The organism is Metapseudomonas otitidis, assembly GCF_011397855.1.
Taxonomy (GTDB): Bacteria; Pseudomonadota; Gammaproteobacteria; order Pseudomonadales; family Pseudomonadaceae; genus Metapseudomonas; species Metapseudomonas otitidis.
On record NZ_AP022642.1, the window covers coordinates 3718036 to 3744546 of the forward strand.

Here is a 26511-nt window from a genome sequence, read left to right on the forward strand (position 1 = left end):
GGGCCGCCGGCCTGAAGATTCCACTTGAACGTTCCCGCTTCGCCCCACTCACAGTTCGTATCCCGCTGCGCTCGCGTGGGCGCGGCAGTCTGACAAGGATGGGGAAACGGATGGCAACCCGAACGCCCACACTCGCGTTCTGCCTGGCGACGCTGGCACTGGCCGGCTGCGGCCAGGACACACCGCAGGAACACCTGCCCCGCGTACTGGTGCGCGAGGCCACCCGCACCGACTACGCCCCGCGCCCCAGCGTGGTGGGCGATATCCAGGCGCGGGTCGAGGCGCAGCAGGCCTTCCGCGTCGGCGGCAAGATCATCGAACGCCATGTCGACGTGGGCGACCGGGTGCAGGCCGGCCAGGTCCTGGCCCGCCTCGACCCGCAGGAGCTGCGCACCCAGGTGGACAACGCCCGCGCCGCCGTCGCGGCCGAGCAGGCGCGGCTGCGCCTGGCCGAGGTCGACTTCAGGCGCCAGGGCCAACTGCTGCCCAAGGGCTACACCAGCCGCAGCGAATACGACCGCGCCCAGGCCGAGCGCCGTGCCGCACAAAGCGCCCTGGACGCCGCCCTCGCCCAGCAGGCCTCCGCCGAGGATCAGCTCTCCTACACCGAACTCAAGGCCTCCACCGACGGCGTCATCACCCAGCGCAGCGGCGAGGTCGGCCAGGTGGTGCAGGCCACCCTGCCGATCTTCACCTTGGCCGGCGAAGGCGAGCGGGACGCCGTGTTCAACGTCTACGAATCGCTGTTCCAGGGCGACCAGGGCGATCAGCCGGTCAGCGTCCACCTGCTCTCCGACCCGACCGTGCAGGTCGAGGGCCGCATCCGCGAAGTCACCCCCACCGTCGACGACCGCAGCGGCACGCTGAAGGTGAAGGTCGGCCTCGACCGGGTCCCCGCCGCCATGGGCCTGGGCAGCGTGGTGGGAGCCGAGCTGCCGCAGGCCGCGCAGCCCCGCGTGGTGCTGCCCTGGTCGGCACTGTTCAAGCAGGGCCGGAACCCGGCGGTGTGGGTGCTGGACGACGAGGACCGCGCCCACCTGCAACCGGTGGGCCGGGTCAGCTACGCCCGCGAACGGGTGATCGTCGGCGAAGGCCTGGCCGCCGGGCAGCGGGTCGTGGTGGCGGGCGGCCAGATGCTGCACCCCGGGCAGAAGGTGGAAGTGGCCCGTGACGAACAGGCCGCCGAGCCGGTGGAGCACAGCGCCAGCGCCGAGCCCCGCACCCGGACGGAGGCCCGCCCATGAAGCCCTGGCTGCCAGCCCTTGCATTGGCCGCACTGGCCGGTTGCTCCCAGGAGGCGGACGAGGCCCCGGCGCCGCGCCCGGTGCTCTACGTCACCGTGCGCAGCGACGACGTCCACCAGGTCGGCCGCTTCGCCGGCAGCATCCAGGCCCGCTACGAGACGACCCTGGGCTTTCGCACCAACGGCCGCATCGCCGCACGCACCCTCAATGTCGGCGACAGCGTGGAAACCGGCACCCTGCTCGCCACCCTCGACCCCACCGACCAGCAGAACGCCCTGCTCAGTGCCCAGGGCGATGCCTCCCGCGCCGAGGCCGAGTGGATCGACGCCCAGGCCGACGAGCGCCGCCAGGCCGAACTGCTCACCCGTGGCGTAGGCGCCCAGGCCAACCTGGACCGCGCCCGCACCCGCCTGAAGACCAGCCGCGCCACCCTCGACCAGGCCAACTCGGCGGTGCGCCGAGCCCAGGACCAGCTGGGCTACACCGAGCTGCGCAGCGACATCGCCGGCGTCATCACCCAATGGCACGCCGAGGCCGGCCAGGTGGTGCAGGCCGGCCAGGAGGTGGTGACCCTGGTCCGCCCGGACGTGAAGGAAGCGGTGGTCGACCTGCCGGACGAACTGGTCCAGCGCCTGCCCGCCGACGCGCGCTTCGAGGTAAGCGCCCAGCTCGACCCGCAGGCGCGCACCACCGGCACGGTAAGGGAACTGGCGCCCCAAGCCGACGCCACCACCCGCACCCGGCGCCTGCGCCTGTCCCTGGACGAGGCCCCGCCCAGCTTCCACCTGGGCAGCACCGTCAGCGTGCTGCTCAGCAGCCCGGTCGCCCCGCGCACCCACCTGCCGGCCACGGCGCTGATCGGCGATACCCACGCCACCGGGCCGGCCCAGGTCTGGGTGCTGGACCCGCAGGCACGCCAGGTGCACCGCCGCACCGTGGAGGTGCTGCGCAACCAGGACGGCAAGGTCACGGTCGGCAGCGGGCTGGCCGACGGCGAACGGGTCGTCAGCGCCGGCGTGAACAGCTTGAAAGAGGGCCAGGAGGTGAAGATGGACGAAGGAGCGCAACCGTGAGCGAGCAGCACAGGGACCGCCCGCGCGGCGACACCGGCAAGGCCGGCTTCAACCTCTCCGAATGGGCGCTGCGGCACCCCTCGTTCGTCTGGTACCTGATGGTCGTGTCGCTGGTGATGGGGGTGTTCTCCTACTTCAACCTGGGCCGCGAGGAAGACCCCTCCTTCACCATCAAGACCATGGTGATCCAGGCCCGCTGGCCGGGCGCCACGGTGGACGACACGCTGCTGCAGGTCACCGACCGCATCGAGAAGAAGCTGGAGGAGCTGGACAGCCTGGACTACGTGAAGAGCTACACGCGGCCGGGCGAAGCGACGGTGTTCGTCTACCTGAAGGACACCACCAGCGGCAAGGCGATCCCGGACATCTGGTACCAGGTGCGCAAGAAGATCAACGACATCCGCGGCGACTTCCCCCAGGGCCTGCAGGGCCCCGCGTTCAACGACGAGTTCGGCGACGTGTTCGGCAGCGTCTACGCCTTCACCGCCGACGGCCTGAGCTTCCGCCAGCTGCGTGACTACGTGGAAAAGGCCCGGCTGGACATCCGCAGCGTGGACAACCTGGGCAAGGTGGAACTGATCGGCGCGCAGAGCGAGGTCATCTACCTCAACTTCTCCACCCGCAAGCTCGCCGCCCTGGGCATCGACCAGCGCCAGGTGCTGGACAGCCTGCGCCAGCAGAACGCGGTGACGCCCTCCGGCGTGATCGAGGCCGGGCCCGAACGCATCTCGGTGCGCACCAACAGCGAGTTCCGCTCCGAGGCCGACCTCGCCGCGGTGAACCTGCGGGTGAACGACCGTTTCTACCGCCTCTCCGACCTGGCGGACATCCAGCGCACCTACACCGACCCGCCCAGCACGTTGTTCCGCTACAACGGCCAGCCCGCCATCGGCCTGGCCGTGGCCATGCGCAAGGGCGGCAATATCCAGGAGTTCGGCGAAGCGCTGCGCCAGCGCATGGAGCAGATCACCGCCGAGCTGCCGGTGGGCGTCGGCGTGCACACGGTGTCGAACCAGGCCGAGGTGGTGGAGAAGGCCGTGGGCGGCTTCACCAGCGCCCTGTTCGAGGCCATCGTCATCGTCCTCGCGGTGAGCTTCGTCAGCCTCGGGGTGCGCGCCGGGCTGGTGGTGGCCTGCTCCATCCCGCTGGTGCTGGCGATGGTCTTCGTGTTCATGGAATACACCGACATCACCATGCAGCGGATCTCCCTCGGCGCGCTGATCATCGCCCTCGGCCTGCTGGTGGACGACGCGATGATCACCGTGGAGATGATGGTCACCCGGCTGGAACTGGGCGACTCGCTGCACGAAGCGGCCACCTTCGCCTACAGCTCCACGGCCTTCCCCATGCTCACCGGCACCCTGGTGACCATCGCCGGCTTCGTGCCCATCGGCCTCAACGCCAGCTCGGCGGGGGAATACACCTTCACCCTGTTCGCGGTGATCGCCGTGGCGCTGATCCTCTCGTGGATCGTCGCCGTGCTGTTCGCCCCGGTGATCGCCGTGCACATCCTGCCCAGGACGCTCAAGCAGCCTGCGGAGAAGCAGAGCCGGCTGTTCGGCTTCTTCGACCGCTGGCTGCAGCGGGCCATGCGCCGCAACCTGCTGACCCTGGTGGTCACCCTCGGGCTGCTGGGGGTGTCGCTGTACCTGCTGCAGTTCGTCCAGCAGCAGTTCTTCCCCGCCTCCGACCGGCCCGAGCTGCTGGTGGACCTGAACCTGCCGCAGAACAGCAGCATCGACGAGACGCGCCGGGTGATGGACCGGGTCGAAGCGCTGCTCAAGGACGACGAAGACGTGTCGCGCTGGAGCGCCTACGTCGGCCAGGGCGCGGTGCGCTTCTACCTGCCCCTGGACCAGCAGCTGCAGAACCCCTTCTACGGCCAGCTGGTGATCGTCGCCCGCGACCTGGAAGCCCGCGAGCGTCTGGCGGGCCGCCTGCGCGAGCACCTGCGCCGAGACTTCGTCGGCATCAGCAGCTACGTGCAGCCGCTGGAGATGGGGCCACCGGTGGGGCGGCCGATCCAGTACCGCATCAGCGGCCCGGACGTGGACAAGGTGCGCGACTACGCCATGCAGCTCGCCGCCCTGCTGGACAGCAACCCGCACATCGGCGAGATCATCTACGACTGGAACGAGCCGGGTAAGGTGCTGCGCATCGAGATCGCCCAGGACAAGCTGCGCCAGCTGGGCCTCGGCTCCGAGGACGTGGCGCAGATGCTCAACAGCGTGGTCACCGGCACCACCGTGACCCAGGTGCGCGACGACATTTTCCTGATCGACGTGGTCGGCCGCTCCGGGCGCGAGGAACGCAGCTCGCCGGAAACCATCGAGAACCTGCAGATGGTCAACGCCAGCGGCACCTCCATCCCGCTCAAGGCCTTCGCCCGCGTCGGCTACGAACTGGAGCAGCCGCTGGTGTGGCGGCGCGACCGCAAGCCCACCATCACCCTCAAGGCCAGCATCAGCGACGACATCCAGCCCACCGACCTGGTGAAGGTGCTCCGGCCGGACATCGACGGCTTCGCCGCCAAGCTGCCGGCCAACTACCGGCTGGCTGCCGGCGGCACCGTCGAGGAGAGCGGCAAGGCCCAGGGGCCCATCGGCCGGGTGGTGCCGTTGATGCTGTTCCTCATGGCCACCTTCCTGATGATCCAGCTGCAGAGCGTGCAGAAGACCCTGCTGGTGGCCAGCGTCGCCCCGCTGGGGCTGATCGGCGTGGTCGCCGCCCTGCTGCCCACCGGCACGCCCATGGGCTTCGTGGCGATCCTCGGGATCCTCGCGCTGATCGGCATCATCATCCGCAACTCGGTGATCCTGGTGACCCAGATCGAGGCCTTCGAGGCCGAAGGCCGCTCACCCTGGAAGGCCGTGATCGAAGCGACCCACCACCGCACCCGGCCGATCCTGCTGACCGCCGCCGCCGCCAGCCTGGGCATGATCCCCATCGCCCGCGAAGTGTTCTGGGGACCGATGGCCTTCGCCATGATCGGCGGGATCATCGCCGCGACACTGCTGACGCTGTTCTTCCTGCCGGCGCTGTACGTCACCTGGTACCGCATCCGGGAGGACTGACGGGGCCGCCCGCCCCGGCCGGTGCGGTTTCCCCGGCAGGCTGCGATGGAGTTCGTAAAAGCGGCGGATGGCGCCGGGGGCCGGGCTGCGCAGACCCGGGGCCTGTGCTAAAAACCGCCCACGAACGCGGGTGCCGAGCCGTCGCCCGGCAGCGCTGAAAAAGGAGCGACACCATGGGCATTTCCTCCAGGGCCAGCCTGGCACTGGCACTGCTGCTGGGCGCAGGCAGCGCCACCGCCGAAGAGCCGACCGACACCGGCAGCCCCATCAAGGACTCGGCCAAGGCCGCCGTTTCCGCCGCCATCTCGGCCGGCAAGAATCTCCTTGGCGGCGCCTCCGAAGGCATCACCGAAGGCCGCCAGTCCGCCCAGGGCGCGGACGGCGCCCTGGTGATCTCCCAGCTGGACCAACTGGACGGCAAGATCGAGGTCCACCTGCTCAAGACCGAAGCCCAGGATGAGAACCTCAGTGTCCTGTTCGGCTTCAAGAACCTCACCGACAAGCCGATCCGACTGATCAACCTGACCTACAACGGCGCCCTGCTGGCCATCGACCAGGACGACTACTCCAGCAACCTGACGCCGATGGACAACCCCGAGGAAGTCACCGTCCCACCCAAGACCGGTGTTCGGCAGAAATTCGTCTTCCAGGGTCCGGTGGAAGGACCCAAGACCGTGCGCCTGTGGGGCCGGGACTACCCCGTCAAGTAAGCCAGGCACGCCGACCTCGGAAGGCCGGGCCCGCCCCCGCCTTCCCCGGGCCACACCTAGGTGTTTCACGGTGGATGGATGAAGCGCCATCCCCCCTACCCACCTGGAAACACCCGTAGCCCGGGCTTCAGCCCGGGGATACACCGCGCTGTATCCGGGCACAGGCTCGGCACCGTCCCGGACTGAAGTCCGGGCTACGCAGAGCCACGCCTGGGAATTCGCGGTGGCGGGTGAAGCGCCGCTCACCCCACCCGCCTGGAAACGCCCGTAGCCTGGGCTTCAGCCCAGGGATGCGCCGGACTGTACCCAGGCACGGGCTCGGCACACTTCCCGGACTGAAGTCCGGGCTACACAGGGCCACGCCTGGGTGTTTCACGGTGAAGTGTTACCCGCCCTGCGCACCGTCCAAGGCAGCCTCCTTTGCCCAGGCCTCGTTGCTTCGGTGACTCCCCAACCCAAGGGCGTCGAACTCGTCCTCGCCCTCGGCCGCGACAACACCGACATGGCGCAACACCCGGCTGATGGGGGAGTCCGGCCAGGGAGACATGGCGTCCTCGTCGTCCCCCAGGTTGATCACCACCTGGCCGCCGAGCCAGGCAATGGCATCCTGCCCTCCGGTGCCGCCGTGGATGTAGGTGGCGGCGTAGACGATGGGCCCGGCCTCCGAGAGCTCGGCGGCAAGCCGGGCCACGCCGACAGCCATCTCGCCGGAATGGGGACGAACCGCCTGGGCCTGGTCCCCACGCACCCGCAGCGCAGCCTCGACCTCGTCCGTGATCGGTATCAGCGCGAACCCCTGCCGCAGCGGACAAACCACCGCCGCAGGCAACTCCCGGCGTGCTGCCGTCAACGTTTCAAGCGGGCCGATGATTACCTGAATCCAATGCATATCGTCTCCTGTGGTTCAGATCCCGTGGGCTTGTGTCATGACCTTCCAAGGTGGAGGGAAAAAGCGCAATCCACCCTACCCGTCTCCTTGGTGGCCCGGAAACACCCGTAGCCCGGTCTTCAGCCCGGGGAGACTCCGCACCGTCCCGGACTGAAGTCCGGGCTACGCAGGGCCACGCCTGGGAGTTCGCGGTGGAGGGGTGAAGCGCCGCTCACCCTACACGCCTGGAAACACCCGTAGCCTGGGCTTCAGCCCAGGGATGTGTCGGGCTGCTGCCGGGGCACGAGGTCAGGGCTGTAGCGGGTTCTGTTCGCTGCACAGGTCCGGGTTGTCGTTCAGCACGCGGCGGATGCGGCCGTTGTCGTAGTACGGCACTTCAGGGCAGTAGCGCTGGCCGGCGGCGGTCTGCACCGGTTTCCAGGTGGTTTCCTCGGTGCGCAGCAGGGTCGGCGGCTGGCCGGACGATGCGGGTTTCCAGATTTCGATGTAGGTGCGTTCGAGGAAATTGCCTTCGTCCATGTCGCAGGACGTGGGGTCGAGCCCGCGCAGGCGCAGGCGGCCGTCGTCGCCCTGCTCCACCCGGCTGCTGTATTCGATGAAGCCGTCGCCGTAGCTGGGTATGACGTAGCACAGGCGCCGCTTGTCGCCGTCGATCAGCGGCAGCAGGTAGCTGCTGCGGGAGTCCACTTCCTGCACGTCGCCGTCCTGCCAGCGGTAGGTGGAGACGCCGTGCTCGCAGCAACTGGCGCGCCAGTACGTGTAGACGATGCGGTGGACCGGATCGAACTCCGCCGAGCTGATGTCCTGCAGCATGGGCGGGGCGTCGACATAGCGGCCGGTGGCCGGGTCGTAGAGCCAGGTCTGGTGGGGGATGTTGGGGCCGGCCGGGAGGAACTGGGCGATGGTCAGGTCCGGCCAGCCGTCGAAGTTGGCGTCGATCAGCGAGGGCGTGAACATCCCACAGGTGCCCTGGGACTCGGTGGCCAGGGTCTGCACCAGCTGGCCGTCCTTGTACAGGCGGATGGCCGAGACCATCGGCGGCGTGGGGCAACCGTCGCCCTCCTCCTCGGGCGGTGCGTCCGCCACCAGGCGCAGCTCGAAGGGGAAGCGCGCCTCCAGCGCGTCCTCGGCAGTGGCCGGGCGCAGGGCCAGGGGCAGCGAGCGCTTGCCGTTGGGCGAAATCCAGGTGCCGGTCAGGCCCTTCTCCAGCGAGGTGATGCGCCAGGTCCCGGTCGCCACGTTGGCACGGCTGCTGTCGGACTCGCCCAGCTCGGCCCCCTCGCCGGTGATACGCCCGCTGAGCCTGAGCACGTCGCGCGTCTGGTTGCTGCAAGGCTGGTAGCAATAACGGCCGCGCAGGCCATCGGCCACCCGCTGCAGGGACACCTCCACCGTCTTGGTGCCCAGAGTGCCGACCCAGCTGCGATTCCACACCGGGATCTCCACCGCCGGGGCCGACACCTCGTCCGCCCGGCCAGGCAGGGGCAGCGCCGCCAGCGCGAGGATCAGCCCGGAAACAACGCCACGGTAAGAAAGGACAACGCGCATGCAACCTCCATGTCGGCGGAATTGGGGCGCGCAGGGTAGCAGACCCGGCGCCCGGCCCCTGAGACCTGGGCGAGCAAAACCGCCGGCACGGTGCCCGTACCGACACACCCGGCAAGAACAGCGGCCGTCACGGACGATCTGTTGCCAGCGACACAACACAGGCTCCACTCTTGCGCATCGCCCCACAGGAGCCCGAGATGGACCGTTTCCAGGAGATGCAGGTGTTTCTCGCCGTGGCCGAGGAACAGGGCTTCGCCGCCGCCGCGCGCCGCCTGAACATGTCGCCACCCAGCGTGACCCGCGCCGTGGCGGCGCTGGAGGAGCGCATCGGCACCCTGCTGCTGGCCCGCACCACCCGCAGCGTGCACATCACCGAGGCCGGCCAGCGCTACGTGGAGGACTGCCGGCGCATCCTCGCCGAGCTGGAGGAGGCGGAGGAATCCGCCGCCGGCAGCCACGCCACCGCGCGCGGCCAGTTGAGCGTCACCGCGCCGGTGCTGTTCGGCGAGCTGTTCGTCACCCCGCTGATGGTGGAGTACCTGGACCAGCACCCAGCGGTGCAGATCAAGGCGCTGCTGGTGGACCGGGTGGTCGCCATGGTGGACGAAGGCATCGACGTCGCCGTGCGCATCGGCCACCTGCCGGACAGTGGCCTCAACGCCGTGCGCGTGGGCGAAGTGCGCCGGGTGGTCTGTGCCTCGCCGGGCTTCCTCGCCACCCACGGCCGCCCCACCCACCCCACACAATTGCAGGAGGCCCAGGTGGTGGCCTCGGCCAGCAGCCAGGCGCTGGGCGAGTGGCAGTTCATCGAAGAAGACCGGCCGCTGAACATCCGCCCCCAGCCGCGCCTGGTGGTCACCGCCAACCAGGCCGCGATCCACGCCGCCTGCCTGGGCTGGGGGCTGACCCGGGTGCTGAGCTACCAGGTGGCCGACAAGGTGCGCCGGGGTGAGCTGGAGATTGTCCTGGAGGCCTTCGAGCAACCGCCGCTGCCGATCCACGTGGTGTACCAGGGCGGACGGCGGATCGCCGCCAAGGTGCGCACCTTCGTCGACTTCTGCACAGAACGCCTGGCCCGGGACCCGGCCCTGAACCGCAACCGGCAGCCCTGAACATGGACCGCCACGGGCAGATGCAGGCCTTCCTCGCCGTCAGCCAGACCCTGAGCCTGGCCGCCGCCGCGCGCCAACTGGGGTTGTCGGCGCCCACCGTGACCCGCGCCGTGGAGGCACTGGAGCAGCGCCTGGGCCTGGCCCTGCTGCAGCGCAGCACCCAGGGCGTGACGCTGACCGAAGCCGGGCAGCGCTTCGCCGCCGACTGCGAGCGGCTGCTGCAGCAGGTGCGGGAAGCCGAAGCCTCGGCCGCCGGGCTGCACCTCGAACCGCGCGGTCGGCTCACGGTGAGCATGCCGCTGCTGCTCGGGCAGCAGATGCTGACCCCGATGCTGCTGGACTACCTGCAGCGCTTCCCCGAGGTGGATGTGGTCGTCCGCTACCTGGAACGGCTGCCCAACCTGCATGAGGAAGGCCTCGACGTGGCCATCGTCGCCGGCAGCCTGCCGGATTCCTCCCTGGTGGCGCTGCCGGTCGGCCAGGTGCGCCGGGTGGTCTGCGCCAGCCCCGGCTACCTGGCCCGGCACGGCGAACCCCAGGCCCCGGCGGACCTCGCCCGGCACCGGATCATCCACGCCCTGGCGGACTCGCGGCTCCCCGAGTGGCGCTTTCGCGTCGACGGTGAGCTGCGCCCGTACCCGCTGCGCCCGCGCCTGGCCTGCGCCACGACCCAGGGTGCGATCCAGGCGGCCTGCCTGGGCGGCGGCCTGACGCGCTGCCTGGGTTACCAGGCCCATGAGCAACTGGCCAACGGGCAGCTGCGCACCGTTCTCGACCCCTTCGCCCCGCCCCCTGTGCCGCTGCACGTGGTGTACCGCGAGGGGCGCCGCGCCGCCGCGCGGGTGCGCAGCTTCGTCGACCTGGCGGTGGCCGGCTTGCGCAATCACGGCGCCCTGAACGGGACGGGCGACGACTAGCCGCTCGGCGTTTATTCCAGATTCCAAAACAAAGGATTGCCATTCCTGGCGATTCCGCCCAAACCCTTGCGCACCGAAGATGACTCCACAGCACGGCCGACCGGCCCCTGTTTCCCCCACCTGTGCCACGGAGATCATCATGTCCAAGCCGATCAAGCTCTTTCACCACCCCCTGTCGGGCCACGCCCACCGCATCGAGCTGTTCCTCTCGCTACTGGGCATCCCGGCGGAGCTGGTCTTCGTCGACCTGGCCAAGGGCGCCCACAAGAGCCCGGAATTCCTCGCCATGAACCCCTTCGGGCAGATCCCGGTGATCGACGACAACGGCGTGGTGCTCAGCGACTCCAACGCCATCCTCGTGTACCTGGCGAAGAAGCATGACCCGGCCGGCCGCTGGCTGCCCAACGACCCGCTGGGCGCCGCCCGGGTGCAGCGCTGGCTCTCGGTGGCGGCCGGGCCGATCGCCTCGGGCCCGGCTACTGCGCGGTTGATCACCGTGTTCGGCGCGCCCTACGAGGCCGAGCCCACCATCGCCCGCTCCCACGCGCTGCTCGCGGTCATCGAGCAGGAGCTGGCCCAGCGCCCCTTCCTCGCCGGCGACCAGGCGACCCTGGCCGATGTGGCGGGCTACAGCTACATCGCCCACGCGCCGGAGGGCAACGTATCCCTGGAGCCCTACCCCCAGGTCCGCGCCTGGCTGGCCCGCGTCGAAGCGCTGCCCGGCTTCGTGCCGATGCCGCGCACGGCAGCCGGCCTGCAAAGCGCCTGACGCGCCCCCGGCGCAGCCACGGCTGCGCCGGGCCTTACGCCTCTCCAGCGGGAGCCCCACCATGAACCAGCCGACCGAGCCCTCCCCCTGGCACGCCGGGGAACAGCAACTGCAGGCACGCGCCGGGGTGGCCCAGCGCATGGCGGACATGGGCCGGCGGGTGATCCGCGACCACATGCCCGAGCAGCACCGCGCCTTCTACCGCCAGTTGCCCTTCGTGCTGCTGGGCACGGTGGACGCCGAGGGGCGCCCCTGGGCCAGCATCCTCGAAGGCCCGGTCGGTTTCGCCCACTCGCCGGCCCCACGCATGCTGCGGCTGGACGCCCTGCCCCAGGCCGGCGACCCGGCCGCAGCCGCCCTCACCGACGGCGCGGCGGTCGGCCTGCTGGGCATCGAGCTGCACAGCCGGCGGCGCAACCGCCTCAACGGTCAGGTGGTGGCCCGTGACGGGCATGGGCTGGGCATCGCCGTGGAACAGACCTTTGGCAACTGCCCGCAGTACATCCAGCTGCGCCAGTACGAGACCGTCGCAGCCACGACTCCGCCAGCAGCCCCAGTCGAGCACCTCGCCCAGCTGGACGATGCGGCACGCCAGGTGATCGCCAGCGCCGACACCTTCTTCGTCGCCAGCTACGTCACCCTCGCCGATGGCCACCGGACCGTGGACGTCTCCCACCGGGGCGGCCAGCCCGGCTTCGTCCGGGTGCAGGGCAACCGCCTGAGCATCCCGGACTTCGCCGGCAACCTGCACTTCAACACCCTCGGCAACCTGCTGCTCAACCCGCAGGCGAGCCTGCTGTTCATCGACTTCGCCAGCGGCGACATCCTGCAACTCAGCGGGCGCACCGAGCTGACGCTGGAGGGTGAGGAAATCCGCGCCTTCCAGGGAGCGGAACGGCTCTGGCACCTGGAGGTGGAGCAGGTCATCCGCCGCCCCGCCGCCCTGGCGTTGCGCTGGGCCTTCCAGGGCTATTCCGCCAACAGCCTGATGACCGGCAGCTGGGACGAGGCCGAGGCCCGCCTGCAGGCCGCCGCGCAGCGCGACCACTGGCGCCCGCTGCGGGTGACGCGGGTGCAGGACGAGAGCGCCAGCATCCGCTCCTTCTACCTGGAGCCCGCCGACCAGGGCGGCTGGCCGACCTTCTCCGCCGGGCAGCACCTGCCGCTGCGGCTCACCCTGCCGGGCCAGGCGCAACCCCTGATCCGCACCTACAGCCTGTCCAGTGCACCGTCGGACGGCTTCCTGCGGATCAGCGTGAAGCGCGACGGCCTCGTCTCCCAACACCTGCACGCGCACCTGGGCGTCGGCAGCCTGCTGGAGGCCAAGGCCCCGCGCGGCCGCTTCGTGCTCGACCCGGAGGAGCGCCGCCCGCTGGTGCTGCTGGCGGCCGGTGTCGGCATCACGCCGCTGCTGAGCATGCTGCGCGAGGTGCACTACCAGAACCATCGCCTGCGCCGTCGCCGTGTGGTCTGGCTGATCCAGTCCGCGCGCCACGGGAGCGAGCTGGCCTTCGGCCGCGAACTGGCCGCCCTGCAGCAGGAAGCCGGCGACACGCTGCAGTGGCTGCGGGTACTCAGCCAGCCGGAAGGCGAACTGCAGGAAGGGCGGGACTTCGACCAGGCGGGGCGCATCGACACCGCCCTGCTCAAGGCCGTGCTGCCCTTCGACGACTACGACTTCGTCCTCTGCGGCCCCTCCGGCTTCACCCAGGCGCTTTACGACGACCTGCGGGCGCTGAACATCAGCGACAGCCGCCTGCACGCCGAGACGTTCGGCCCCTCCAGCCTGCAACGCCGGCCGGACACGGCGAGCCCAGCCGACGCGCTGCCCCCGGCGGCCACCGAGGCGGTGCCGGTGCTGTTCCAGCAGTCCGCCAAGGAGGCCCGCTGGCAGCCCGAGGGCGGCAGCCTGCTGGAGCTGGCGGAGAGCCGCGGGCTGCAGCCGGACTTCAGCTGCCGCAGCGGCTCCTGTGGCACCTGCCGCACGCGCATCCTCAGCGGCCAGGTGACCTACCCGCAGCCACCGGCCAGCCTGCCAGACGCGGGCGAGGCGCTGATCTGCTGCGCGGTGCCCGCCGCCGGTGCGCCACAGCCGCTGGTGCTCGACCTTTAGCGGCTACCTTTGACACCACGCCCACACCTGAAGAGGCACGACCATGACTGCCGAAACCCGCCCCCCGCTTCCCCCCTTCACCCATGAAACCGCCGTGCAGAAGGTGCGCATGGCCGAAGACGGCTGGAACAGCCGCGACCCGGAGCGGGTCGCCCTGGCCTATACCGTCGACAGCCGCTGGCGCAACCGCAGCGAGTTCCCCCGTGGCCGCGAGCAGATCCGCGAGTTCCTCACCCGCAAGTGGCAGCGCGAGCAGCAGTACCGCCTGATCAAGGAACTCTGGGCCTTCGAAGGCCACCGCATCGCCGTGCGCTTCGCCTACGAATGGCACGACGCCGAGGGGCAGTGGTACCGCTCCTACGGCAACGAGAACTGGGAGTTCGACGAACACGGCCTGATGCAGGCCCGCCACGCCAGCATCAACGACCTGCCGATCCGCGAGGACCAGCGGCTGTTCCACTGGCCCCAGGGCCGGCGGCCCGACGAGCACCCCGGGTTGAGCGAGCTGGGGTTGTAGCGGGCCCGCCTCACGCTGCAGCCGCTGCTGGAAAGCGCAGCGGCTCACCCGGCCCTGGAGCCGGGAGCAAGCGTTCCAATAAACAGAACAAAACACTCGCACCACCCGAATTGCCCCCATCCGGCGTGCTCAGTAGATTTCCGGCCTCACACCGTCCGGGGCTGCTGTTTGATGAAGAAGAAACTGTCCCATCACGCTTTGAAGTACCTCGTGGAAGCACTGGGCGCGTTACCTGGGTCGCTGCAGAAGAAGATCGGCGCGGGCCGGCTGGACCTGCCCGGCCATACGCTGTGCCCTGAGGTGTCGATGTTCCTGCGGTTGATGGGCGACATCGATGCGGCCAACCCGCAGAACCGCCCCATGGACCAGGTACGGGCCCAGACCGATCTGGACGCCTGGACCTTCGGTGGGCGGGAGATCCCGCTGCACAGCGTGCGCGCACTGAGCATCGACGCCGATCCGCGCCCCATTCCGGCGCGGCACTACGTCGGCTCCCCGGACGCCAAGGGGGTGCTCCTCTACTTCCATGGCGGGGCCTGGGTTTCCGGCGGGCTCGACAGTTGCGACTCCATCTGCCGCTACCTCGCCCGGTACGCCGACATCCATGTGGTGTCGGTGGACTACCGGCTGGCGCCCGAGCATGTCTATCCCGCCGCGCTGGATGACGCCAAGGCAGCCTACCGCTACACCCTGGACCACCTCGCCAGCTTTGGCGGGGTGCCCTGTTTCGTGGCCGTGGGGGGCGACAGTGCGGGGGGCAACCTGGCCGCTGCGCTCTGCCGGAAGGTGCTGAGCTCGGACTGGCCGATGCCGCACTACCAGTTGCTGTTCTATCCGGTGCTGGATGTGCTGAACAAATCGCGTGCCTACCAGACCTTCAGCAGCGGCTACATATTGAGTGAGGCGCAAATGGACTGGGCGAAAGCCCTCTACGCCCCGGAAGGAAACTACCAGGACCTGGGCCTGTCGCCTGCAACCGCCAGCTCGCTGGCCGGGCTTCCGCCCGCCTACGTCGCCACCGCCGAGTTCGATGTACTGAGGGATGAAGGCGAGTTCTATGCCGCCCGGCTCAGTGCCTTTGCTCCAGCGACCCGGCTGCGACGCGCGCCCGGACTGATCCACGGCTTCGCCAACATGATGGGCGTGAGCCGTACCGCACGGGCCGAAATGCAGCGGGCGGCAGAAGCGCTCGCCGCCGCCCGCACGAACTGGCCGGATCGCCCCATCACGGGCTGAACCGTCCACCTGCACGCTGCTCCACCTTGATACCGGCTTCGGCCGGTTTTTTTATTCCCGCTCCACGGGCTAGAGGGCCATCCGCCAGGCATGAAAAAGGCGGCCGAAGCCGCCTGTGCAGTGCACACCGCGTGCGCGCTACGGCACGCTCTTGATACGGAAGACCAGCAGCCCGCCGGCGATCCCCACCAGCCCGGAGAAGGCGTAGAGAGCGTGGTAGCCACCCACCTGGGTGATCAGCAGCGCGCAGATCACCGGCGCGAGGATCTGCGGGCCGACGATGGCGATGTTGATCACCCCCAGGTCCTTGGCGTGGTCGGTGGAGCTGGGCAATACCTGGCTGATCAGCGCCTGGTCCACGGCCACATAGGCGCCGTAGCCAAGCCCGAGCACCGCCGAGGACAGGATCGCCATCGGCCAGGTCTGCCAGAACGCCAGCAGCAACGAAGCACACCCCATGACCAGCCCGGCGATCACGACGATGATCCGCCGCCGGCCGGTGCGGTCGGAAATCATTGCGCTGAGGAAGGCCGACGCCACCACCGCTGCCGTATAGACCAGCACCAGGACCAGCAGGCCGTCCTCGGCACGCTCACCGGGGAACAGCTGCTCGTAGCGCAGCCCGTCCCGCAGGAAATAGAGGAAGAACATGGTGCCCGTGGCGCTGCTCAGGCCCACCAGGAAGCGAGTCGACCAGGCCCAGGCGAAGTCGGGGTGCTTGCTGGGGCTGATCCAGAACCCCTTGAGGAACCCCGAAAGGCTCCATGGCTGCAGTGAGGCTCGCTGGATCGCCGGGTCGCGCGTGGCCAGCACGAAGGGTATCGAAAACAGCACGAAGCCACCGGCCACCAGCAGGTAGCCGTTGGCGATGCCGGAGGTGAAGACGGTGGTGAGCATGGCGCCGATCACCACGGCCAGCGACAGCGTCACGCCGTTCCAGGCGCTGACCGTCGCGCGCTGCTGCAGCGGAACGCTGTCCGGGATGGCGGCGGTGACCGAGCACAGCACGGCGCTGGTACCCACCTGAACCACGCTCCACCACAGCAGCACACCGGGCAGGCTGGACTGCTGGCCGAGCATCGCCAGGGCCAGGGCGCCCAGCAGGATGCCGGCCAGGTTCCAGGGATGGCGCCGGCCGAAGCGCAGGGTGGTGCGGTCGGAAAGCGCGCCGATGATGGGTTGCGCCAGCAGCGCCACGGCCGACCCCATGCCCATGACGATGCCCAGCGCGGCCTCCTTGCCCGCAGGCGCGATCAGCTCCATCTGCTGGGCCAGCAGCACCTGGATGGGGGCGAAGACGGACAGCCACACCCCCAGCAGCGAGAGCGCCATGGTGCCGATGAAAAGTTTGGTGACGCGCACCTGCGGGTGGCCGTGGGCCGTGTCCGCGTGCAGATTCGATTGCCATTGGCTCATGCTCGTCCTACCTGTTCCCGTGTTGTGATTGTTGTGCGGTCCATGGCGGCAGCCGGAGCCCTAGAGGCTCTGGCTGGCGATCAGCCGGCGCAGGAACTGCTCGCACTGGGCGAGTTGGTCCAGCGCCACGTATTCGTTGCTCTTGTGGGCCTGGGCGATGTGGCCGGGGCCGCAGACGATGGTGGGCACCCCGACTTCCTGGAACAGCCCCGCCTCGGTGGCGTAGGAAACCTGGCGCATGGTGCGGTCCTGCCGCAGGCCGGCGATCAGGGCGCAGAGCGCTTCCTTCTCGCCGCTGTCCAGCGCGGGCGCCCGGGAGATGGTCTCGAACGAGATGCCGGCACTCTCGACCCGCGCCTGCATCTCCGGCTGCAGCACACTGCTGGCATAGCGGTGGATGCGCTCGAAGATGGCGTCCGGATCGGCACCGGGGAGGTTGCGGAACTCGAACTGGAACTCGCAGTGCTCGGGGATGGTGTTGAGGGCGATACCGCCCTGGATGGTGCCGGTCTGGGCGGTGCTGTAGGGCACGTCGAAGGCGCTGTCGAAGGGGCCGTCGGCGGCGGATTGGCGGGCCAGGTCGCTGATGAAGGTGATGAGGCGCGCGGCGTACTCGATGGCATTGACGCCGCGTGGTTGCAGGGATGAATGCGCCGCATGGCCACGCACGCAACAGCGGTAGGCGTTGATGCCCTTGTGGGCGACGACGATGCCCATGCCGGTGGGCTCGCCGACGATGCAGCCTTTGGGCTGCACGCCGCGCTGTACAAGGTCGCGCACCATGGACGGGGCACCGGCGCAGCCGATCTCTTCGTCGTAGGAGAGCGCGAAATGCATCGGGTCTGCGAGCCGGCTGGCCAGCATCACCGGGAGCATTTCCAGGGCAACGCCAAGGAACCCCTTCATGTCGCAGGCCCCCCGGCCATAGAGCCAGTCGCCGCGGACCGTGGGCACGAAGGGGTCGGAGTCCCAGGCCTGCCCTTTCACCGGCACCACGTCGGTGTGCCCGGAGAGCACCAGCCCGCCGGTGACACGGCCGTCATGGGCGGGCACCGTCGCGAAGAGGTTGGCCTTGCGCCGGTCCTTGTCATAAGTGAGAACGCTGTCGATTCCATGGGCGGCGAAGTAGCCGCGCACCTCTTCGATGAGGTGCAGGTTCGAGAGGACGCTGGTGGTGTCCATGGCGATGAGCCGCTCGACCCAGGGATAGGGAGTGAGGAAGTTTTCCGATGGCATTGCAAAGCCCTTCAGGCAGGTGGAATCGGTGGGCTGCGTCAACATTCGATGATGTTCACGGCCAGCCCGCCCAGTGACGTTTCCTTGTATTTGGTCTGCATGTCGGCGCCGGTCTGCTTCATGGTGCTGATCACCGCATCCAGCGACACCACGTGCCGGCCATCGCCGAACAGCGCCATGCGCGCAGCGTTGAGCGCCTTCACCGCGCCCATGGCATTGCGCTCGATGCAGGGGATCTGCACCCGTCCGCCCACCGGGTCGCAGGTCAGGCCCAGGTGGTGTTCCATGCCGATCTCGGCGGCGTTCTCGACCTGCTCGGGCGTGCCGCCCAGAACCGCACAGAGCCCGGCAGCCGCCATGGAACAGGCGACGCCGACCTCGCCCTGGCAGCCCACTTCGGCGCCGGAGATGGAGGCGTTGAGCTTGTAGAGGATCCCGATCGCCGCAGCGGTGAGCAGGAAGCGGTTGACCCCTTCCTCACTGGAGCCGGGGATGAAGTCGACGTAGTAGCGGATGACCGCAGGGATGATCCCGGCAGCGCCATTGGTGGGCGCAGTCACCACGCGGCCACCGCAGGCGTTCTCTTCGTTGACGGCCATGGCGTACAGGCTCAGCCAGTCCAGGGCGGCATCCGGCGTGTGCTGTAGCGCGGGGTCGCGGCCGCTGAGGATGGAGTAGACCTGCGAGGCGCGTCGCCGAACCTCCAGCGGGCCGGGCAGTACGCCGGTGCTGTGCATGCCCCGGTCAATGCACGCCGACATGGTGCGCCAGAGGTGCTGCAGCCCGCCGTACACGGCCTCGGGCGAACGCACCTGGCATTCACGCCGCTGCATGATGCCGGCGATGTCAGTGCCCTCGCGGCGGCACAGCTGCAACAGCTCGGCGGCGCTGCTGAACGCCAGCGGTTGGTCGTCCACCACCGGGGTGGACGCGCTCGCATGCTCCCCCTCGCTGACCACGAAGCCACCGCCGATGGAGAAGTAGGTGCGGGCGAAGACCACCACACCGGCCTCGTCGCAGGCGCTCAGCCGCATCCCGTTGGGGTGCTGGGGCAAGGCGCCGGGGTGGAACAGCAGGTCATCGTCCAGGGAAAAGCGCAGGGTGCTCTCCATGCCACGCAGAGGCAGGCGCTTGAAACGCTGGACATGGGCGAAGAGCTGGGCGGAGGTGTCCGGCCCGATGGTCTCCGGCGCCTCCCCGCACAGGCCGGCCAGGATCGCCTCGGCCGTGCCGTGCCCCCTGCCGGTTGCGCTGAGCGACCCGTGGAGTTCGACCCTGACGCGGACCACCCGGGACAGGTCGCCCCGCTCATCCAGCGTCTCGACGAAGGTGCGCGCCGCGCGCATGGGTCCGACGGTGTGGGAGCTGGAGGGCCCGACCCCGATCCGGAAGAGATCAAAAACGCTCAATCGCATGATGTTCAGCCCGCAGGATTCAGCGGAAATTTGCCGTGTCCGCCAGAGTGGGGCCGATGCTAGGATCGAGCAGAAGTGACTTCAATCAAGCGAATTTCGCTTTTTGTTCTCTTAATTCGAACAACCCCGAGGCGCCCCGCATGGCCAGTCCCCTGAACCTTTCCCGCATCGCGTATTTCTACGAAGCCGCTCGCTTGGGCAGTATCCGGGCAGCGGCGGACCTGCTGAACGTCGCGCCCTCGGCAGTGACTCGCCAGGTCCAGCTGCTGGAAGCGGAACTGGGCACCGCGCTGCTGGAGCGCCGTGGCCGGGGGGTGGCCGTCACCGAAGCCGGCCGCCAGGTGCTGGAGTTCCACCGCGAACAGGAGGCTCACGTGGCCGACCTGCAGGCCCGCCTGCAGTCGCTGCGGGAGATGCGCTCCGGCCACGTCAGCGTGGTGCTGGGCGAGGGTTTCATCGCCGACATCCTGGCCGGCCCGCTGGGTCGCTTCTGCCGCAAGCACCCCGGCATCAAGCTCAGCCTGGATTCGGCCGGCACCAATGAGGTGATCCGCAAGGTGCTCGAGGACGAGGCCGAAATCGGCCTGGTCTACAACCCGCCGAGCCACCCCAAGCTGGTCTCGCGCTCGGTGCGCAAGCAGCCGATGAAGGTCATCTTCGGTCCCGACTCGCCGCTACGCGGGGACGACACGCCCCTGAAGGCACGCGACCTGCTGGAGTACCCGCTGGCGGTGACCTACCCGACCCATGGCGTTCGCCAGTTGCTGGACGTGCTCGAATTCGCCGAGAAGGTGCGCTTCGACCCGGTGATGACCACCAACTCCATCGCCACGCTCAAGCAGTTCGCCAAGTCCGGCCTGGGCATCGCCTTCCTCCCTGCCTTCGCCATCGCCAGCGAGCTGGAATCCGGCGAGATCCATTGCCGCGACATCGACCATCCGCTGTTCCTCGAAGCCGAGGCACACCTGGTCACACGGGTCGGGCGACGCCTGTCGGTGGCCGCCAGCAGCATGCTCCAGGTCCTCACCAGCCAGATGCAGGCCTTCCGCTAACCACCACGGAGGCGGCTTGACAGGCCTAGGCTCGCCTGTATTCTGATGTTGATCGTAGTCATATTAAAGGACAAGAAATGAACTATGACCTGATCATCAGAAACGGCCTCTTCTTTGACGGCACCAATGAATCCGGCATACAGGCAGACATCGGCATCAAGTCAGGGCAAGTCGCCACTATCCAACCGAAAATACCTGACGACGCCAAAAGCCAGAAATCAATCGATGCGAAGGGGTGCTGGGTGATGCCCGGCTTCCTCGAGATGCACTCCCACTACGACGCGGAGATCCTCACGGCGGCAGGCCTGAAGGAGTCGATCCGCCATGGCGTAACCACCGTGGCCACCGGGTTGTGCTCGCTGAGCATGGTGACGGCCAGCGCCGAAGACTGTGCCGACCTGTTCAGCCGCGTGGAATCCATCCCGCACGATCACGTGCTGTCGCTGCTGCAGGAGAAGAAGACCTGGCGCACGCCCTCCGAGTACCGACGCTTCCTCGAAGGGTTGCCCCTGGGGCCGAACGTGGCCTGCTTCATTGGCCACTCGGATATCCGCTCCGCCGCCATGGGCCTGGTGGACGCCACCACCCCGCGCCTGCCCAGCAGCGCCGAGCAGGCGCACATGGAGCGCCTGCTGGACGAGGCACTGGACAGCGGCTTCCTCGGCCTGTCGGTGATGAAGACCAAGATCGACCGCGTTGCCGGCGAGCGTGCCTGGTCGCGTCCCCTGCCCTCCACCTTCGCCACCTGGAAGGAGTACAAGCGCCTGTTCGCCAAGCTGCGCAAGCGGGGAGCGATCCTCCAGGGCGCGCCGGACGTGGCCGAACCCTCCAGCGCGGTCAGGCTGATGTTCGCCACCGCCGGCTGGTTCCGTCCGAGACTGAAGACCACCCTGCTCACCGCCCTGGACCTGAAGGTCGCGCCGCTGCTGCACCTGCAGGCGCGCCTCAGTGGCTGGATTTCCAACTGGCTGCTGCAGGGCAACCTCAAGTGGCAGTTCCTGCCGGCACCGCTGCGGGTCTACAGCTCGGGGTTGAACTTCAACAACTTCGACGAGTTCGCTGGCGGCCTGGTCCTGCGCAACCTGCAGAACGAGGAAGACCAGTACGCCGAGGCGGCCAAGCCCGAGTTCCGCAAGATGTTCAAGGACGGCATCAACAGCGTACTGAAGGTCGGCCTCTGGCAGCGCGACTTCTCCGATGCCCACGTGATCGCCTGTCCGGACCCGTCGGTGGTCGGCAAGAACTTCGGCGAGATCGCCGCTGCCCGCCAGCAGGATCCGGTGGACTGTTTCCTGGACCTGGCCACCACCTACAGGACCGACCTGGTCTGGACCACGCTGATGGGCAACAGCCGCGAGAAGGTGATGCACAGCCTGATCCGCAGCCCGAATGTGCACGTGGGCTTCGCGGACTCGGGCGCTCACATCCGCGGGCTGGCGTTCTACAACTTCCCGTTGCGCCTGCTCAAGTACGTACGTGACGCCGAACTGGCCGGCCGCCCCTTCATGCGCACCGGTGATGCCGTGGCCCGCCTGACGTCGGAGCTGGCCAACTGGTACGGCCTGGATGCGGGGCACCTGTACGTCGGCGCCCGCGCCGACATCGCCATCGTCGACCCGAGCGGTCTGGACGATAGCCTGGACACGGTGACCGAGGCCCGCATCGAGAACACCTCGCTCATGCGTCTGGTCAATCGCAACGACCGCGCCGTGCTGGCCACCCTGGTCAATGGACGCGTCGCCTACAGCCGCGACGAGGGTTACGCCGAGGATCTTGGCGTGTCCCAGGTCTACGGCCGCTTCCTTCCCGCCCACCATCCCCACGGCTGAGCCAGCCGGAGAACCGCACCATGGAAACGAAAACGATTGGCCAGTTCATCGGCGGCAGGCACTGCCGCGTGGTGGGCGCAGCTGACTTCACCACCCTGAACCCGGCCAATGGCCAGGTCCTGGCCAACGTGCAGCAGGCCAGCATCGAACAGATCGACGACGCCGTCGGCCAGGCGGCAAGCGCCCAGCGCGACTGGGCCGCACTGCCACCGGCAACGCGCATGGAGACCCTGCTGGCCGCCGCCAGCCTGATCGAGCGCCACAACGACGAACTGGCACACCTGGAAACGGCCGACACCGGCAAACCGATCCACGACACGACCCGCGTCGACATCGCCGGGGGTGTGGCGGTGATGCGCTACTTCGCCGGGCTGGCCGCCGCCCTCGAAGGGCGGCAATCCTCCTCAGGGAGCAGTGCCTTCACCTACACGCGCCGCGAGCCACTGGGCGTAGTGGCGGGCATCGGCGCCTGGAACTACCCGGTGCAGATCGCCATGTGGAAGCTGGCACCCGCCCTGGCGGCAGGCAACGCCATGGTGTTCAAGCCCAGTGAGGTCACCCCCCTGAGCACCCATCGGCTGGCTGAGCTGCTGGTGGAGGCCGGCGTGCCCGCCGGCCTGTTCAACGTCGTGCAGGGCAACCATACGGTGGGCCGCGCCCTGATCGAGCACCCGGGCATCGCCAAGGTGTCCTTTACCGGCAGCGTGCCCACCGGCATGCGGGTCATGGAAGCGGCGGCCGGTACGCTGAAGAAGACCACCATGGAGCTGGGCGGCAAGTCGCCATTGATCGTCATGCCCGATGCCGACCTTGAACGCGCGGCGGACATCGCCACCATGGCCAACTTCTTCAGCAGCGGCCAGGTGTGCACCAGCGGCACGCGGGTGTTCGTCCACCGCAGCATCCAGGCACCCTTCGAGGCGGCGCTGATGGCACGGGTGAAGGCCATCGCCCTGGGCGACCCGGCTGCCCCCGAGACGCGCTTCGGGCCACTGGTGAGCCAGGCGCACCGGGACAAGGTGATGCACTACATCCAGTGCGGGATCGACGAAGGTGCTCGCCTGCTCAGCGGCGGCAGCGCCCCGCAGGACCCACGCTACGCCGCCGGGAGCTACCTGCTGCCGACGGTCTTCACCGACTGCGCCGACACCATGCGCATCGTCCGCGAGGAGATCTTCGGGCCGGTCATGAGCATTCTCGGCTTCGACGATGAGCACGAGGTCCTGCGCCGCGCCAACGACTCGGACCTGGGCCTGGCCAGCGGCGTCGTCACCCGTGACCTGGCCACGGCACACCGCATCGCCCACGGGCTGCAGGCCGGCATCTGCTGGATCAACACCTGGGGCCAGGTGCCGGCGCACATGCCGGTGGCCGGGCAGAAATGCTCGGGCCTGGGCCAGGAGAACGGCATCGAGGCGCTGTACGAGCACACCCAGGTGAAGTCGGTGTTCGTCGAACTCGGCGCCTACACCTCGGTGTTCCCACCGGGCTGAGCCGTGGCAGGAAGGTGCGCCCGGCTAGCGGGTGCACCCCTCGATGATGGCGTTGGCGCTGTCCACCAGCTTCTCGATCGGGTCGCGGTAGTTGCCCAGGTACCAGAACACCGCCATCTGGTTGATCGCCCCGATCAGCCCCATGCACACGTAGAGCTCGGACCCCACCGGCTTCAGGCCGCCATACAGACGGCCGATGCCGCTGAGCAGGAGGTTGCAGAAGCGCAGGTTGTTCTGCTGGTAAAGATTGTCGATACGCTCGCTGACCCCGAGCACTTCCACCAGCACGATGCGCGCGACGTTGGGGTTGCGCATGCCCTCGAAGAAGGTCGCCAGCACGGCACGCTTGGCCTCGTCCTTGTCGAGGCCATCGTCCTGCAACTGGGCGGCGATTCGCTGCTCCACCTCCCCCATCACCCGGGTATAGACCTCGCAGAGCAGGTCTTCGGCACCTTCGAAGGATTCGTAGAAGTAACGATCCGTGAGCTTCGCCTGGGTGCAGAGGTCACGCACGGTGGTCGCGCGGTAGCCGGCCGAGCCGAACAACTCGATGCCCGCCTGCAGGAATGCCTCGCGGCGCACCTTCACCCGCTGCTCCTGACTGACGCCGCGATAGGCCCGCTCGCCTGCCCCCGTTCCTTTCGCCATCCTTGTCTCTCCTGATTCTGGACTCATTGATCTTCAGATGTATCGAAGGCCCGAATCATAGCATCCCGGCTGCCGACGACACCCTGCCCTTACGTGGCAAGGCTCTAATTTACTGAACAAATCCATTGAAACAACTGAATACCCAGGCCCAGATCCCGATTGACACGAAACACGGCCGAGCGCCATCTTGACGTTGCTCGTCATCAGATTTTAATCATCGCGATGAGGCCTGCGTTGCGCCCTTCCGAGGGACGCATACAACAAAAACAACATCTGTGGAGCAGTACCATGACCACCCACTCCCTGGTCCGTTGGCACCATTCAAAGCATGGCTTTGCATTGCTCGGGCTCGCCTCTGCACTCACCCTCGCCCCTGACGCCCGCGCCGTCGAGTTCAGCTTCGCGGACGGCGAAGTCACCGGCACCCTCGATACCACCGTCTCGTACGGGCAGATGTGGCGCGTCCAGGGCCAGGCCAAGGACAACGACGCACTGAACGGCAACGACGGCAACCGCAATTTCGACACCGGCCTGGTATCGGAAGTGTTCAAGGTGACCTCGGAACTGGAAGCCAAGTACCAGAACTACGGCGTCTTCGTCCGTGGCTCGGCGTTCTACGACACCCAGGTGATGGACAAGCGGAACGACTTCGAGAAGAACAACCCCAACCAGGAGCCCAGCCAGAACTACCCCGACAACAGCAGCTTCACCCAGGGCACGCGGCACACCGCCGGCCGCTCCGCCGACATCCTCGATGCCTATGTCTACGGCAACTGGGACCTCTACGACCACCCGCTCACCGCACGTCTCGGCAAGCAGGTGTTCAACTGGGGCGAAGGGTTGTTCTACCGGGGCGTCAGTGTGGCGAACCCGCTGGATGCCACCAAGTACCGGCTGCCCGGCGCACAGGTCAAGGAAGTGATCATTCCGGTCGAGGCCTTCAGCTTCAACGTGGGCCTGACCGACAGCCTGAGCCTCGAGGCCTATTACCAGTTCAAGTGGAAACCCACCCAGATGGACGCGGTGGGCTCCTACTACTCCACCTCGGACATCTTCGGCGCCGGCGGCGAAGCCGCCTATGCCAGCATCCCGGACCTGGCGCCGGCCCTGGCCGCCTACGACTTCGCCACGACCCTCCCCGGTGGGCTGGGTACCGGCCCCAACCAGGCAGGCCGCTACATCGACCCTGCCACTGGCACCTTCAAGGTCAGCTCCGTCCAGTCGGACGCCAAGGCCCGTAATGGCGGGCAGTTCGGCATCAGCCTGCACTACATTGCCGAAGCCCTGAACTACACGGACTTTGGTTTCTACTTCGCCAACTACCACACCAAGGAGCCAGTGCAGCAGGTGGACTTCGGCGGCTACAACGGGGTGGACATGGCGACCCTGGGCTCGATCCTCGGCCCCGCCACCGCCCAGGCACTGGCCACCGTCGACATGTCGCAAAACGCCAACGTACGCCGCCGCTACGTAGAAGACGTCCGGGTGATGGGCCTCAGTTTCAGCACCACCATCGGCGACGCCTCGGTCTTCGGTGAATTGGCCTACAAGCCCAACCTGCCGATCGCCGTGAGCGCCACCAACGACATCCTCGGTGACCTTCTCGCCCAGGGCATCGCGGGCACCGCCGCCCTCTACGACGCCAACCAGCCGGCGGCCAACGCCTGCGCCCAGGTGGCCAACCAGCGCCTCTGCCGAGGCGGCAAGGTGGCCAACTACGAGCGCGTCGAGGCCTTCAACGCCTCACTCGGCACCATCTACAACTTCGGCCCATCCCTGGGCTTCGACGCCCTGACCGGCGTGGCGGAAGTCGCCACCGAACAGCTCCACGGCAGCAGCCTGACCTACACCGGCCATGGGCCGAACGCGGTGCCGCGCAAGTTCGTCGGCACCCCGGACCTCCCCAGCAACCCGATCGACCGCGAGTCCTACGGCTACACCGTGAGCATGCGCGGCACCTGGAACAATGTGTACGCGGGGGTCAACCTCTCGCCTTTCGTGGTCCACAGCTACGACTTCAAGGGCAACTCCCACCTGACCGGCAGCTTCATGGAAGGACGCAAGGCCTACACCGTCGGCATCCGGGCGGACTATCTCAAGCGATTCGAAGCGGGCCTGCAGTACACGGCGTTCACCGGCGCCGGGACCAGCAACCTGATCCGCGACCGCGACAACGTCAGCTTCGACGTCCAGTACTCGTTCTAAGCCTGCCCAGCCATC

At 68.2% G+C, this 26511-nt stretch carries 20 protein-coding genes; 14 read left to right on the forward strand and 6 right to left on the reverse strand.

Annotated elements, in window-relative coordinates:
- Nucleotides 1–110: 110 nt before the first annotated feature.
- The 4 genes from PotMrB4_RS17000 (at nucleotide 111) to PotMrB4_RS17015 (ending at nucleotide 6101) form a co-directional block, all read left to right on the forward strand.
- Nucleotides 111–1244: an efflux RND transporter periplasmic adaptor subunit gene (locus tag PotMrB4_RS17000; RefSeq protein ID WP_232060727.1), complete on the forward strand. Its 1134-nt coding sequence runs from the start codon at nucleotides 111–113 to the stop codon at nucleotides 1242–1244.
- Nucleotides 1241–2317 carry an efflux RND transporter periplasmic adaptor subunit gene (locus PotMrB4_RS17005; protein ID WP_172434007.1) on the forward strand — a complete coding sequence of 359 codons (1077 nt, stop codon included), beginning with the start codon at nucleotides 1241–1243 and terminating at the stop codon, nucleotides 2315–2317. The genes PotMrB4_RS17000 and PotMrB4_RS17005 overlap by 4 nt, the downstream gene beginning before the upstream one ends.
- On the forward strand, nucleotides 2314–5391 hold the full coding sequence (locus PotMrB4_RS17010; protein ID WP_172434008.1) for an efflux RND transporter permease subunit: 3078 nt from the start codon (nucleotides 2314–2316) through the stop codon (nucleotides 5389–5391). Before PotMrB4_RS17005 ends, PotMrB4_RS17010 begins: the two co-directional genes overlap by 4 nt.
- A gap of 173 nt (nucleotides 5392–5564) precedes the next feature.
- Nucleotides 5565–6101: a hypothetical protein gene (locus PotMrB4_RS17015; RefSeq protein ID WP_142008330.1), complete on the forward strand. Its 537-nt coding sequence runs from the start codon at nucleotides 5565–5567 to the stop codon at nucleotides 6099–6101.
- Between the two features lie 385 nt (nucleotides 6102–6486).
- Here the strand turns inward: PotMrB4_RS17015 and PotMrB4_RS17020 are convergent, their stop codons facing one another.
- Together PotMrB4_RS17020 and PotMrB4_RS17025 are read right to left on the reverse strand one after the other, a co-directional pair.
- Nucleotides 6487–6990, reverse strand: a complete 504-nt coding sequence (locus PotMrB4_RS17020; RefSeq protein WP_074967824.1) for a hypothetical protein — start codon at nucleotides 6988–6990, stop codon at nucleotides 6487–6489.
- Nucleotides 6991–7278: 288 nt separating this feature from the next.
- Entirely contained in the window at nucleotides 7279–8538 is a 1260-nt protein-coding gene (locus PotMrB4_RS17025) for an XAC2610-related protein (RefSeq protein WP_172434009.1), read from the reverse strand.
- A gap of 197 nt (nucleotides 8539–8735) precedes the next feature.
- Here PotMrB4_RS17025 and PotMrB4_RS17030 point away from each other — a divergent pair, with 197 nt between their 5' ends.
- From PotMrB4_RS17030 to PotMrB4_RS17055, 6 genes are all read left to right on the forward strand, one after another.
- The gene (locus PotMrB4_RS17030) at nucleotides 8736–9650 is read left to right on the forward strand and encodes a LysR family transcriptional regulator (RefSeq protein ID WP_142008323.1); all 915 of its coding nucleotides are present in this window, start codon (nucleotides 8736–8738) and stop codon (nucleotides 9648–9650) included.
- Nucleotides 9651–9652: 2 nt separating this feature from the next.
- Nucleotides 9653–10567: a LysR family transcriptional regulator gene (locus PotMrB4_RS17035; protein ID WP_172434010.1), complete on the forward strand. Its 915-nt coding sequence runs from the start codon at nucleotides 9653–9655 to the stop codon at nucleotides 10565–10567.
- A gap of 139 nt (nucleotides 10568–10706) precedes the next feature.
- Complete coding sequence (locus PotMrB4_RS17040) at nucleotides 10707–11336, forward strand: glutathione S-transferase family protein (protein WP_172434011.1); 630 nt, start codon at nucleotides 10707–10709, stop codon at nucleotides 11334–11336.
- A 61-nt stretch (nucleotides 11337–11397) separates the two neighbouring features.
- Nucleotides 11398–13449, forward strand: a complete 2052-nt coding sequence (locus tag PotMrB4_RS17045; protein ID WP_172434012.1) for a pyridoxamine 5'-phosphate oxidase family protein — start codon at nucleotides 11398–11400, stop codon at nucleotides 13447–13449.
- A 43-nt stretch (nucleotides 13450–13492) separates the two neighbouring features.
- Entirely contained in the window at nucleotides 13493–13966 is a 474-nt protein-coding gene (locus PotMrB4_RS17050; RefSeq protein WP_172434013.1) for a nuclear transport factor 2 family protein, read from the forward strand.
- Nucleotides 13967–14137: 171 nt separating this feature from the next.
- On the forward strand, nucleotides 14138–15202 hold the full coding sequence (locus PotMrB4_RS17055) for an alpha/beta hydrolase (protein ID WP_172434014.1): 1065 nt from the start codon (nucleotides 14138–14140) through the stop codon (nucleotides 15200–15202).
- Nucleotides 15203–15340: 138 nt separating this feature from the next.
- Here the strand turns inward: PotMrB4_RS17055 and PotMrB4_RS17060 are convergent, their stop codons facing one another.
- From PotMrB4_RS17060 to PotMrB4_RS17070, 3 genes are read right to left on the reverse strand one after another with little or no spacing between them, the layout of a single operon-like run.
- On the reverse strand, nucleotides 15341–16618 hold the full coding sequence (locus PotMrB4_RS17060) for an MFS transporter (RefSeq protein WP_172434015.1): 1278 nt from the start codon (nucleotides 16616–16618) through the stop codon (nucleotides 15341–15343).
- 60 nt (nucleotides 16619–16678) lie between these two features.
- Complete coding sequence (gene argE / locus PotMrB4_RS17065; protein ID WP_172434016.1) at nucleotides 16679–17854, reverse strand: acetylornithine deacetylase; 1176 nt, start codon at nucleotides 17852–17854, stop codon at nucleotides 16679–16681.
- A gap of 38 nt (nucleotides 17855–17892) precedes the next feature.
- On the reverse strand, nucleotides 17893–19269 hold the full coding sequence (locus PotMrB4_RS17070) for an L-serine ammonia-lyase (RefSeq protein WP_172434017.1): 1377 nt from the start codon (nucleotides 19267–19269) through the stop codon (nucleotides 17893–17895).
- Between the two features lie 140 nt (nucleotides 19270–19409).
- On the opposite strand from PotMrB4_RS17070, the gene PotMrB4_RS17075 reads away from it, so the two are divergent.
- From PotMrB4_RS17075 to betB, 3 genes are all read left to right on the forward strand, one after another.
- Entirely contained in the window at nucleotides 19410–20321 is a 912-nt protein-coding gene (locus tag PotMrB4_RS17075; RefSeq protein ID WP_142008306.1) for a LysR family transcriptional regulator, read from the forward strand.
- Nucleotides 20322–20566: 245 nt separating this feature from the next.
- Nucleotides 20567–22150 (forward strand): N-acyl-D-glutamate amidohydrolase, encoded by a 1584-nt coding sequence (locus PotMrB4_RS17080; RefSeq protein WP_232060728.1) that lies wholly within the window; start codon nucleotides 20567–20569, stop codon nucleotides 22148–22150.
- Nucleotides 22151–22170: 20 nt separating this feature from the next.
- Complete coding sequence (gene betB / locus PotMrB4_RS17085; protein WP_172434019.1) at nucleotides 22171–23643, forward strand: betaine-aldehyde dehydrogenase; 1473 nt, start codon at nucleotides 22171–22173, stop codon at nucleotides 23641–23643.
- A gap of 24 nt (nucleotides 23644–23667) precedes the next feature.
- On the opposite strand, the gene PotMrB4_RS17090 is transcribed toward betB, so the two are convergent.
- The gene (locus PotMrB4_RS17090; protein ID WP_160158553.1) at nucleotides 23668–24291 is read right to left on the reverse strand and encodes a TetR/AcrR family transcriptional regulator; all 624 of its coding nucleotides are present in this window, start codon (nucleotides 24289–24291) and stop codon (nucleotides 23668–23670) included.
- A gap of 288 nt (nucleotides 24292–24579) precedes the next feature.
- Here PotMrB4_RS17090 and PotMrB4_RS17095 point away from each other — a divergent pair, with 288 nt between their 5' ends.
- On the forward strand, nucleotides 24580–26496 hold the full coding sequence (locus PotMrB4_RS17095; protein WP_172434020.1) for a DUF1302 domain-containing protein: 1917 nt from the start codon (nucleotides 24580–24582) through the stop codon (nucleotides 26494–26496).
- The last annotated feature ends 15 nt before the right edge of the window (nucleotides 26497–26511 follow it).

Bases quoted from the DNA above. Each gene is read 5' to 3' on its own strand.
- PotMrB4_RS17000 (WP_232060727.1), top strand. From the start codon at position 111: ATGGCAACCCGAACGCCCACACTCGCGTTCTGCCTGGCGACGCTGGCA.
- PotMrB4_RS17005 (WP_172434007.1), top strand. From the start codon at position 1,241: ATGAAGCCCTGGCTGCCAGCCCTTGCATTGGCCGCACTGGCCGGTTGC.
- PotMrB4_RS17015 (WP_142008330.1), top strand. From the start codon at position 5,565: ATGGGCATTTCCTCCAGGGCCAGCCTGGCACTGGCACTGCTGCTGGGC.
- PotMrB4_RS17020 (WP_074967824.1), bottom strand. From the start codon at position 6,990: ATGCATTGGATTCAGGTAATCATCGGCCCGCTTGAAACGTTGACGGCA.
- PotMrB4_RS17025 (WP_172434009.1), bottom strand. From the start codon at position 8,538: ATGCGCGTTGTCCTTTCTTACCGTGGCGTTGTTTCCGGGCTGATCCTC.
- PotMrB4_RS17030 (WP_142008323.1), top strand. From the start codon at position 8,736: ATGGACCGTTTCCAGGAGATGCAGGTGTTTCTCGCCGTGGCCGAGGAA.
- PotMrB4_RS17035 (WP_172434010.1), top strand. From the start codon at position 9,653: ATGGACCGCCACGGGCAGATGCAGGCCTTCCTCGCCGTCAGCCAGACC.
- PotMrB4_RS17040 (WP_172434011.1), top strand. From the start codon at position 10,707: ATGTCCAAGCCGATCAAGCTCTTTCACCACCCCCTGTCGGGCCACGCC.
- PotMrB4_RS17045 (WP_172434012.1), top strand. From the start codon at position 11,398: ATGAACCAGCCGACCGAGCCCTCCCCCTGGCACGCCGGGGAACAGCAA.
- PotMrB4_RS17050 (WP_172434013.1), top strand. From the start codon at position 13,493: ATGACTGCCGAAACCCGCCCCCCGCTTCCCCCCTTCACCCATGAAACC.
- PotMrB4_RS17055 (WP_172434014.1), top strand. From the start codon at position 14,138: ATGAAGAAGAAACTGTCCCATCACGCTTTGAAGTACCTCGTGGAAGCA.
- PotMrB4_RS17060 (WP_172434015.1), bottom strand. From the start codon at position 16,618: ATGAGCCAATGGCAATCGAATCTGCACGCGGACACGGCCCACGGCCAC.
- argE (WP_172434016.1), bottom strand. From the start codon at position 17,854: ATGCCATCGGAAAACTTCCTCACTCCCTATCCCTGGGTCGAGCGGCTC.
- PotMrB4_RS17070 (WP_172434017.1), bottom strand. From the start codon at position 19,269: ATGCGATTGAGCGTTTTTGATCTCTTCCGGATCGGGGTCGGGCCCTCC.
- PotMrB4_RS17075 (WP_142008306.1), top strand. From the start codon at position 19,410: ATGGCCAGTCCCCTGAACCTTTCCCGCATCGCGTATTTCTACGAAGCC.
- PotMrB4_RS17080 (WP_232060728.1), top strand. From the start codon at position 20,567: ATGCCCGGCTTCCTCGAGATGCACTCCCACTACGACGCGGAGATCCTC.
- betB (WP_172434019.1), top strand. From the start codon at position 22,171: ATGGAAACGAAAACGATTGGCCAGTTCATCGGCGGCAGGCACTGCCGC.
- PotMrB4_RS17090 (WP_160158553.1), bottom strand. From the start codon at position 24,291: ATGGCGAAAGGAACGGGGGCAGGCGAGCGGGCCTATCGCGGCGTCAGT.
- PotMrB4_RS17095 (WP_172434020.1), top strand. From the start codon at position 24,580: ATGACCACCCACTCCCTGGTCCGTTGGCACCATTCAAAGCATGGCTTT.